The following is a 7,906-nucleotide window of genomic DNA, read 5'->3' on the forward strand; positions in this document are numbered from 1 at the left end:
ATCCGGGAATCAGGCACGCGATTGAACCAATGGCTTCCCAACAAGGCGACGGAGATTCGCATGGCTTACCCGCGTAAGTGCCAGGCATTCTGGCTACGGTGGATCAGGTTTGCTGGACGGACGTTCGGCATGGCTGCGATCGCGATGCTGACCAGCGCGCCCGGCTTCGCACAGGAGACGACGCTCAGCGAGACGGGCTCGACCCTGCTCTATCCGCTCTTCACGACCTGGGTGACGCAGTACACCCGGTCGCATCCTGGCGTTCACATCAACACCGGCGCCACCGGTTCCGAGGCGGGAATCCAGCAGGTGATTGCGGGCAAGGTGAATATTGGCACTTCGGATGCCTATATGTCGGATGCCGACATCCGGCAGAATCCGCAGATCATCAACGTGCCGTTGGCAATCGCGGCCCAGACGGTCAATTACAACGTGCCGGGTCTGAACGCAACGCACCTGAAGCTGGATGGCCCGACGCTCGCGGGCATTTATTCGGGGGCCGTGCGCTCCTGGGATGCGCCGCAAATCGCGGCGCTCAACCCCGGCGTGACGCTGCCTCATCACGCGATCGTGCCGATCCGCCGCGCGGAAGGCTCCGGCGATACCTTCGTGTTCACGCAGTTCCTGACGTTCTCCACGCCTTCGTGGGAGAGCGATCACGGCTATGGCACGACGATCTCATGGCCCAGCGTGCCTGGCAGCTTGACGGCCGTGGGCAATGCCGGAATGGTGAAGACGATCCAGTCGACCGACTATTCGATTGGTTACGTTGGCGTGAGCTATAGCGACAGCATTGCTCAGGCGAAGATCGGCACGGCGGCGCTGAAAAACGGCGCCGGCGAGTTTGTCTTGCCGACCCAGGCGACGATCATGGCCGGCGCGGCTTCGCTTGGCGCGCGCACGCCGGCGGACGAGCGCCTGACGCTGGTGTTCGCGCCCGCCAGCGGTTCGTACCCGCTCGTGAACTACGAGTACGCGGTGGTCTCCACCAGGCAGCCCGACCCGGCCACCGCCGCCGCGATTCGCCGCTTCCTGCTCTGGACGATCGTGCCGTCGGAAGACAACGAAGCTTGGCTGACCTCGGCGCACTTCATTCCCTTGCCGCCGCATACCTGGGAATTGAGCCAGGCGCAGATCCAGTCGATCAAATAGCGGTTAAATCGCGTGCGCGGCGCGGCTCGTCAAGCGCCTGCCGCCGCCGCGCGCTCGATCTCCACGATATCGATCTTTCTCATCTGCATCATCGCTTCCATGGCCCGCTTCGCCGCGCCAACGTCGGCCCCGTTGACGAGTTCGAGCAGCCGCGCCGGCGTGATCTGCCACGAGAATCCCCAGCGATCCTTGCACCAGCCGCAGGCCGATTCCTCGCCGCCACGGCCAACAATCGCGTTCCAATACCGGTCGGTCTCTTCCTGGCTATTCGTCAGGACCATGAAGCTGACCGCCTCGCTGGCCTTGAAGTTGGGCCCGCCATTCAGTCCTACGAAGCGTCTGCCTAGCACGGTGAACTCGACGGTCAACTCGGGCCCGTGCCCAATGCCCGGTATCGGGGAGACGTGACCTGCATCGACATGGCTATCGGGAAAAGTGGCGGCATAAAATTCCGCCGCTTCGCGGGCTTTACCTTGATCGAACCACAGGCAGGTGACAAGCTCGGCCATCGCAATCTCCTTTTGAAAGCACGCGCCGTCGGCTGGCATCAGCCGGTTGGCCCGGACCGCGGCGCACTCGAAAGGGCCGCTCTGACTTCCTCCATCAGCGCGCCTTTCTCCAACTCGGAATTCACGGGAAAGCGCGCAAATTCCGGACCGGTTCTCACGTCCGCATAGAGCCCGCCAACGTCCTCGTGAAAATGCAGGAACGGTTTCGATTTCCAGTAGAATACGCCTCTCGAACGCTCCTTCAATTCGGAGCATTCACGCAACGCGCCAAGCAAGCTCTCCAGGCGGCCGAGTGCATCCCAACCCGCATGTTTCACCGTTTCCCGCTCCCATGGAACAACATCGCCCTTGCTTCGCAACCGCTCACGGATTGTGGACGATTCCGGCGGCGGTGTCGAATGGCCCATCCGCCCGGATCCGACTGACCCGACTGACCCGACTGGCCCGGATTCCCCGGAAGCCCACCCACGCCCCGCCGCTCTCGACAGCGTGCAGCCGGCCCGCTAAGCTCCCAGCATCAGTCGTCTCCCCCATGCCAACCAAAACGAAAAGGACGGTGGACGTTCATGAAAGCATGTGGTCCGGCAGGCTCCATTCCGGCTGCGCGTTTCGCGCCGTGGCGCGTGCTCATCCGCGCATGGCTGCTCGCGCTGGCTGCGCTCCTCGCCCCTCACGCGCACGCCCAGTCATCGGCCTCAGCGGTACGGGTCAGCACCTTCGTCATCGCTCCGTTCGTCATGCAGCAGAACGGCCAGCTCACGGGTTTCTCCATCGACCTGTGGACCGAGATCGCCACGCGACTGCATCTGCAGACGCATTACGACGTGACGCCGAACGTGAACGCGCTATTCCAGACGCTGCGCGCGGACAAAGCGGATATCGCCGTGTCCGGGCTGTTCTATAGCGTGGAGCGCGACCGGGAGTTCGACTTCTCCTATCCGATCATGGAGGCCGGCCTGCGCGTGATGGTGCGCGATACAGGCGAAGCGGAGGAAGTCACGCCGCTGCGCAGCCTCGGCACGTTGCTCGTTTCGCGCACGACGCTGCTGTGGTTCGCCGCGGCAATGGCGCTGACCGTGCTCGCCGCGCACGTGGTCTGGTTCGTCGACTGTCTGCACGCGCGCAAGCGCGGCGAGCGGGAGCCCTACTTCCCCAACATCTTCCGCGCCATCTACTGGTCCGGTTCCACGCTGCTCACGCAGGCCGACGAGCCGCGCCGCCTGTGGATCTCGCGCGGGATGGCACTGATCTGGATGTTCGTCGGAATCGTGTTCGTCGCGTCGTACACCGCGGAACTCACGTCGAACCTGACCGTGCAGCACATTCGCGGCGCGATCAACGGGCCCAACGATCTCGTGGGCAAGAACGTCGCCACGCTGGCCGGGAGCTCGGCCGTACCCTGGCTGCACGACCACGGCGCGCAGGTGGTCGAGTACGCGCGCAACCGCGATGTGTACGAGGCGCTGGCGAAGGACGAAGTCGATGCCGTCGTGCTCGGCTCGGCCGGGCTCAGCTATGTCGCGACCCACGAGGGCAAAGGCCTTTTCAAGCTGGTGGGGCCCGAGTTCAACCAGAACGACGTGGGCTTCGTCTTCCCGGTCGACAGCGCGCTGCGCAGGCGCGTGGACGCGGCCCTCCTCGCCATGCGCGAGGACGGGACCTGGCAGCGGATTTACAACAAGTGGTTCGGGACGGAGGACTGACGCCTGGCCGGGCCGCGCGATGACCTACGCGCGGCCCGGCCGCTATCGGGCGGCAAATCAGGCGGCAGCGAAATAACTGCGCTGTTCCAGATCGGCCAGCAGCGACGGCTGCACCGGCTGCCAGCCCAGGCGCGCGCGGGTCCGCTCGCTGGAGCTCGGGCAATCGACGCACGCGAACCGTGCGAACCAGCCGAAATGGCCCCCGGCTTCCTCCGGCGAAATCGCGACCACGGGAACGTTCAGGCCCCGCCCGATCGCCTCCGTGATCTGTCTGAACGGCACCCCTTCTTCGGCGACGGAGTGGAACGGGCCGCCTTCGGCGCCGTGCTCCAGCGCGAGCCGGTAAAGCCGCGCCGCGTCAAAACGGTGGGCGGCAGGCCAGCGGTTCTGCCCGTCGCCCACATAAGCGGCGACGCCTTTCTCGCGGGCAATCGCGATCAATCGCGGGACGAAGCCGTGATCGCCGATGCCGTGCGTGGTGGGCGAGAGCCGGATCGCGGCCACGCGCACGCCGCGCGAAGCAAAAGCGCCGGCAATCCGCTCGGGGTTGCGCGGAAACGCGGGCAAAGACACGTGGGGTCCGTCGTCCTCCGTCGAGACACGGCCCGGCGCGAGCAGCGCGACGCCCGAGGACACGAGGAAAGGGCGCCCCGAGCCTTCGAGCGCACCGCCGATGGCTTCGATGGCGAGCCGTTCCTGTTCGGAGTTCTGCACGAGCTTCGAAAAGTCGTGATTGAACGCGGTGTGGATCACGCCCTCGCTCCGCGCGGCGCCGTCTCGAAGCACATCGAGATCGTCGAGCGACCCGCGCTGAACCTCGGCGCCCGCCGCTGCCAGCGCACGCGCGCTCTCTTCCGAACGCGCAAGACCGAGCACGCTATGGCCCGCCGCAATCAGATCCTTGACGACCGCCGCCCCCACCCAGCCCGTGGCACCCGTTACGAATACACGCATGATGAAGTCCTCCAGGGTTTATGTGCGACTAATATCGATGCACGTCTTATCGTGGTAAAGTAGTGACGTTATCGTGTTATAAAAAGTAACAGGATGAGCGAACCCAATGGCAGTCCCCATCTGCTTGGCGACTTTCTGAAAGACCGCCGCACGAAGCTGGATCCCGCGGCATTCGGCCTGACGTCGCAGCGGCGGCGCACACCCGGCCTGCGCCGCGAGGAAGTCGCCCAGCGGGCCAGCATCAGCGCGGCGTGGTACACGTGGCTCGAGCAGGGCCGCGGCGGCGCGCCGTCTGCCGACGTGCTGGACCGCATCGCTCACGCCTTGATGCTCACGAACGTCGAGCGCGAGCATCTCTTCCTGCTCGGCCTCGGTCATCCGCCCGAGGCCCGCTACCGCAGCAACGAAGGCGTGACGCCGCGGCTGCAGCGCGTGCTCGATACGATGCACCCCTGCCCCGCGTTGATCCGCACGGCAATCTGGGACGTGGTGGCCTGGAACCGGGCCGCGACGGTCATGCTCATGGACTATGGCGCGGTCGCGCCCGCGCAGCGTAACGTGCTGCGCAACATGTTCCTCAATCCGGGTGCCCGCGCCATTCAATACGACTGGGAGAGTGTCGCGCGATTCGTGGTGGGCGCGTTCCGCGTGGACGTGGCCCGTGCGGGCGCCGCGACGGCCGTGAGCGAACTCGTCGACGAACTCTGCCATGCGAGCCCCGAGTTCGAGGCCATGTGGCGCGAGAATACGGTCCCCGTCCCGCATGAAGGCGTCAAGCACATCCGCCATCCTGTGTTCGGTCCTTTCTCGTTCGAGCATTCGGCGTTTGCCGTGGACGGGCGGCCGGACCTCACGATGGTGGTGTACAACCCCGCCACGCCGGCCGACGCCGCCAAAATCAGCGCCGTGATGAACACGGAACCCGTTCCCGAGCAGTCCTGAACGAAGTGCACCGCGCGCCCGGAAGATATCGGGCGCATGACGCAGCGGCCGACCGTCGAACCCGCGAGCGGCCGCGTGAGCCTATGCACCTCGGCCTGCTATCGGCCAGCCTCTTCCACTCTCATCACCCACGGAGCCCGCATGACCGACACACCCCGCACCGAACCGGACAGCACCGCCATTCGCGTCGCGCTGTGGCGCGCCCTGCACGTCGAAGCCGATCCTGCGCCGCACGTGCTAGACGACACGATCGGCCTGCGGCTCGCCGCCCCGCCCGCAGGCTGGCGCGAGCGCCCCGACATGGACCTGAACGGCACGCGAGGCTATCGCGCATCCATCGTCGCGCGGGCGCGTTTCATCGAAGACCTCGTTGCCGATGAAGCGGCGCGCGGCGTCGCGCAATACGTGGTCCTCGGGGCGGGCCTCGACACGTTCGCCCAGCGCCGGCCCGAAGTCGCCGGGAGTCTTACCGTATTCGAAGTGGACCAGCCCAGCCCGCAGGCCTGGAAACGGGAGCGGCTCGACGCGCTGGGATACGGCGTGCCGGACGGGCTACGGCTCGTGCCCGTGGATTTCGAAGCGGGCGAGTCGTGGTGGACGCGGATCGTCGACGAAGGCTTTGCAACGCAGCAACCGGCCGTCATCGCCTCCACCGGGGTCTCGATGTACCTCACGCGGGAAGCCAATCTCGCGACCCTGCGCCAGATCGCGCAACTCGCACCCGGCTCGACGCTCGCGATGACCTTCCTGCTGCCGCTCGACCTGATCGAAGACGCCGCCGAACGCGCGCAGCACGAATTCGTTTATGCGCGCGCCCGCGCGGCCGGCACACCGTTCATCAGCTTCTTCAGCCCCGACGAGATGGTGGCGCTCGCGCGCGAAGCCGGGTTTCGCGAAGCACGGCACGTGGGTACGGGCGAGTTGACGCGCCGCTATTTTCAGGGCCGCAGCGATGGCCTGAAACCGGCCAGCGGCGAATCGTTCCTTCTGGCCACGACCTGACTGAAGCCGAAGCCCCGGGCCGCATCTGGCGACGCGACGCCTACCCGGGATTCTACGTACTCAACTTCGCAGCGCTGCGGCCGTTAAAACAGACATGGAACGGGGCAGCGGAGCCAACGACTTGCCGCCGCATACCACGGGCCATACCCTGTCTCATGCAGTTGTAAGCGAGACGCCAAGCAGAGCCAACCTTCGGCGCCGGAGATGTCTTGTCCGGCGCGTTTTCTTTTGTGTCGCCGGTACACAGCTTCGCTCCCCTCCTTCCCCGTCGCCTCCCTCCCGTCTCCCGACGGAACCCACCAGAATCGCATCGTCGTGCGCAGGCACGACAAGCGGCCGGCGGCAATAGCAAGCAACCCGAAAGCAAAAGCGGCTGGCGCAACGCAAAACGGAATCGACTTGGCTCTATCGGCGATGTATAAGCGCAAAGGGCCACGCCACAACATAAGCGCCGCGGAAAGCCGGCATTGCGGGAGATTGTTAATGCTTGATCACCTCATCCAGATCTTCAACGACTCGGACTCGAAAGTCCGCGGCAAACTGTTCGGCATCCATGGCGTACTGATTGCCATCAACGTACTCGCATGGGTGTGGGCGCTTGCCGCCTTTCACGCTTATCCCGTACTCCTTGGGACTGCGATGCTCGCCTATGGCTTCGGACTGCGCCATGCTGTCGACGCCGACCACATTGCGGCCATCGACAACGTGACACGCAAGCTCATGCAGGAGAAGAAGCGGCCCGTTGCCGTGGGATTTTTCTTTTCGCTCGGACACTCGACCGTCGTCGTGCTGGCTTCCGTTGCCGTGGCGCTTGCAACTTCGGCCATGCAGGATCGCTTCGACAATTTCAAGGAAATTGGCGGCGTGATCGGCACGCTCGTTTCCGCTTTCTTTCTCTTCGCGCTCGCGCTGATGAATTTCCTGATTCTGCGCGGCATTTACCGTGCATGGAAACACGTGCGCAGCGGCGGCGCCTATGTTGACGACGACTTCGACATGCTCCTCGCCAACCGCGGCTTCCTGGCACGCCTCTTCCGCCCGCTCTTTCGCCTCGTGACACGGAGCTGGCACATGTATCCCATTGGCTTCCTGTTCGGCCTCGGCTTCGATACGGCTACGGAAATAGGACTGCTCGGCATCGCGGCAACGCAGGCGGCAAAAGGGCTTTCGCCATGGGCGATCATGGTGTTCCCCGTACTCTTCAGCGCGGGCATGTCGCTGATCGACACGCTGGACGGCCATCTGATGCTGGGCGCCTATGGCTGGGCCTACCAGAAGCCGCTGCGCAAGATCTACTACAACATGACGATCACGCTGGTTTCCATTGTGGTTGCGATCGTGATCGGCGGCATCGAGGCGCTCGGCCTGCTCGCGGATCAGCTCAATCTGAAGGGGGTGCTCTGGGACGCGATCGGTTCGCTCAACGACAATTTCGGAGTCCTTGGCTACATCATCATCGGCATTTTTGCGCTTAGCTGGATCGCCTCGGCGGTGATCTATCGCGTCAGGCGCTACGATGAGGCGAAAACGAGTCCGCAGCCCTGAGAACGAGGCCCGCGACGACGGAAACGCTCGAATCCAGGAAGACGCTTAAAGGCCAGTTCAAAATGGCCGCTCAGCTCGGCTGAAGATGTTCCAGCAGAC

8 protein-coding genes are annotated in these 7,906 nt (G+C 64.6%); 5 read left to right on the plus strand and 3 right to left on the minus strand.

Annotated features, from left to right (window positions below; all coding sequences use genetic code 11):
- Positions 1-129: 129 nt before the first annotated feature.
- On the plus strand, positions 130-1,152 hold the full coding sequence (gene pstS, locus V8683_RS21495; RefSeq protein WP_411192774.1) for a phosphate ABC transporter substrate-binding protein PstS: 1,023 nt from the start codon (positions 130-132) through the stop codon (positions 1,150-1,152).
- A gap of 29 nt (positions 1,153-1,181) precedes the next feature.
- Here pstS and V8683_RS21500 read toward each other — a convergent pair whose 3' ends face one another.
- Positions 1,182-1,661 carry a VOC family protein gene (locus V8683_RS21500; RefSeq protein ID WP_411192773.1) on the minus strand — a complete coding sequence of 160 codons (480 nt, stop codon included), beginning with the start codon at positions 1,659-1,661 and terminating at the stop codon, positions 1,182-1,184.
- A gap of 38 nt (positions 1,662-1,699) precedes the next feature.
- Positions 1,700-2,068, minus strand: a complete 369-nt coding sequence (locus tag V8683_RS21505; RefSeq protein WP_411192772.1) for a hypothetical protein — start codon at positions 2,066-2,068, stop codon at positions 1,700-1,702.
- A gap of 159 nt (positions 2,069-2,227) precedes the next feature.
- Between V8683_RS21505 and V8683_RS21510 the strand changes: the two genes are divergently transcribed.
- Positions 2,228-3,364, plus strand: a complete 1,137-nt coding sequence (locus tag V8683_RS21510; RefSeq protein WP_411192771.1) for a transporter substrate-binding domain-containing protein — start codon at positions 2,228-2,230, stop codon at positions 3,362-3,364.
- Positions 3,365-3,421: 57 nt separating this feature from the next.
- Here V8683_RS21510 and V8683_RS21515 read toward each other — a convergent pair whose 3' ends face one another.
- Positions 3,422-4,318, minus strand: coding sequence for an SDR family oxidoreductase (locus tag V8683_RS21515; RefSeq protein ID WP_411192770.1), 897 nt, complete (start codon positions 4,316-4,318; stop codon positions 3,422-3,424).
- Positions 4,319-4,411: 93 nt separating this feature from the next.
- Between V8683_RS21515 and V8683_RS21520 the strand changes: the two genes are divergently transcribed.
- The 3 genes from V8683_RS21520 to V8683_RS21530 all read left to right on the plus strand — a co-directional run bounded on the left by V8683_RS21520 (position 4,412) and on the right by V8683_RS21530 (position 7,807).
- Complete coding sequence (locus V8683_RS21520; protein ID WP_411192769.1) at positions 4,412-5,260, plus strand: helix-turn-helix transcriptional regulator; 849 nt, start codon at positions 4,412-4,414, stop codon at positions 5,258-5,260.
- A 141-nt stretch (positions 5,261-5,401) separates the two neighbouring features.
- Positions 5,402-6,262 carry a class I SAM-dependent methyltransferase gene (locus V8683_RS21525; RefSeq protein ID WP_411192768.1) on the plus strand — a complete coding sequence of 287 codons (861 nt, stop codon included), beginning with the start codon at positions 5,402-5,404 and terminating at the stop codon, positions 6,260-6,262.
- A gap of 483 nt (positions 6,263-6,745) precedes the next feature.
- A complete protein-coding gene (locus tag V8683_RS21530; RefSeq protein WP_411192767.1) occupies positions 6,746-7,807 on the plus strand; it encodes a HoxN/HupN/NixA family nickel/cobalt transporter in 1,062 nt (353 codons plus the stop codon).
- Positions 7,808-7,906: the final 99 nt, after the last annotated feature.

This window comes from Paraburkholderia sp. AV2, assembly GCF_054968425.1.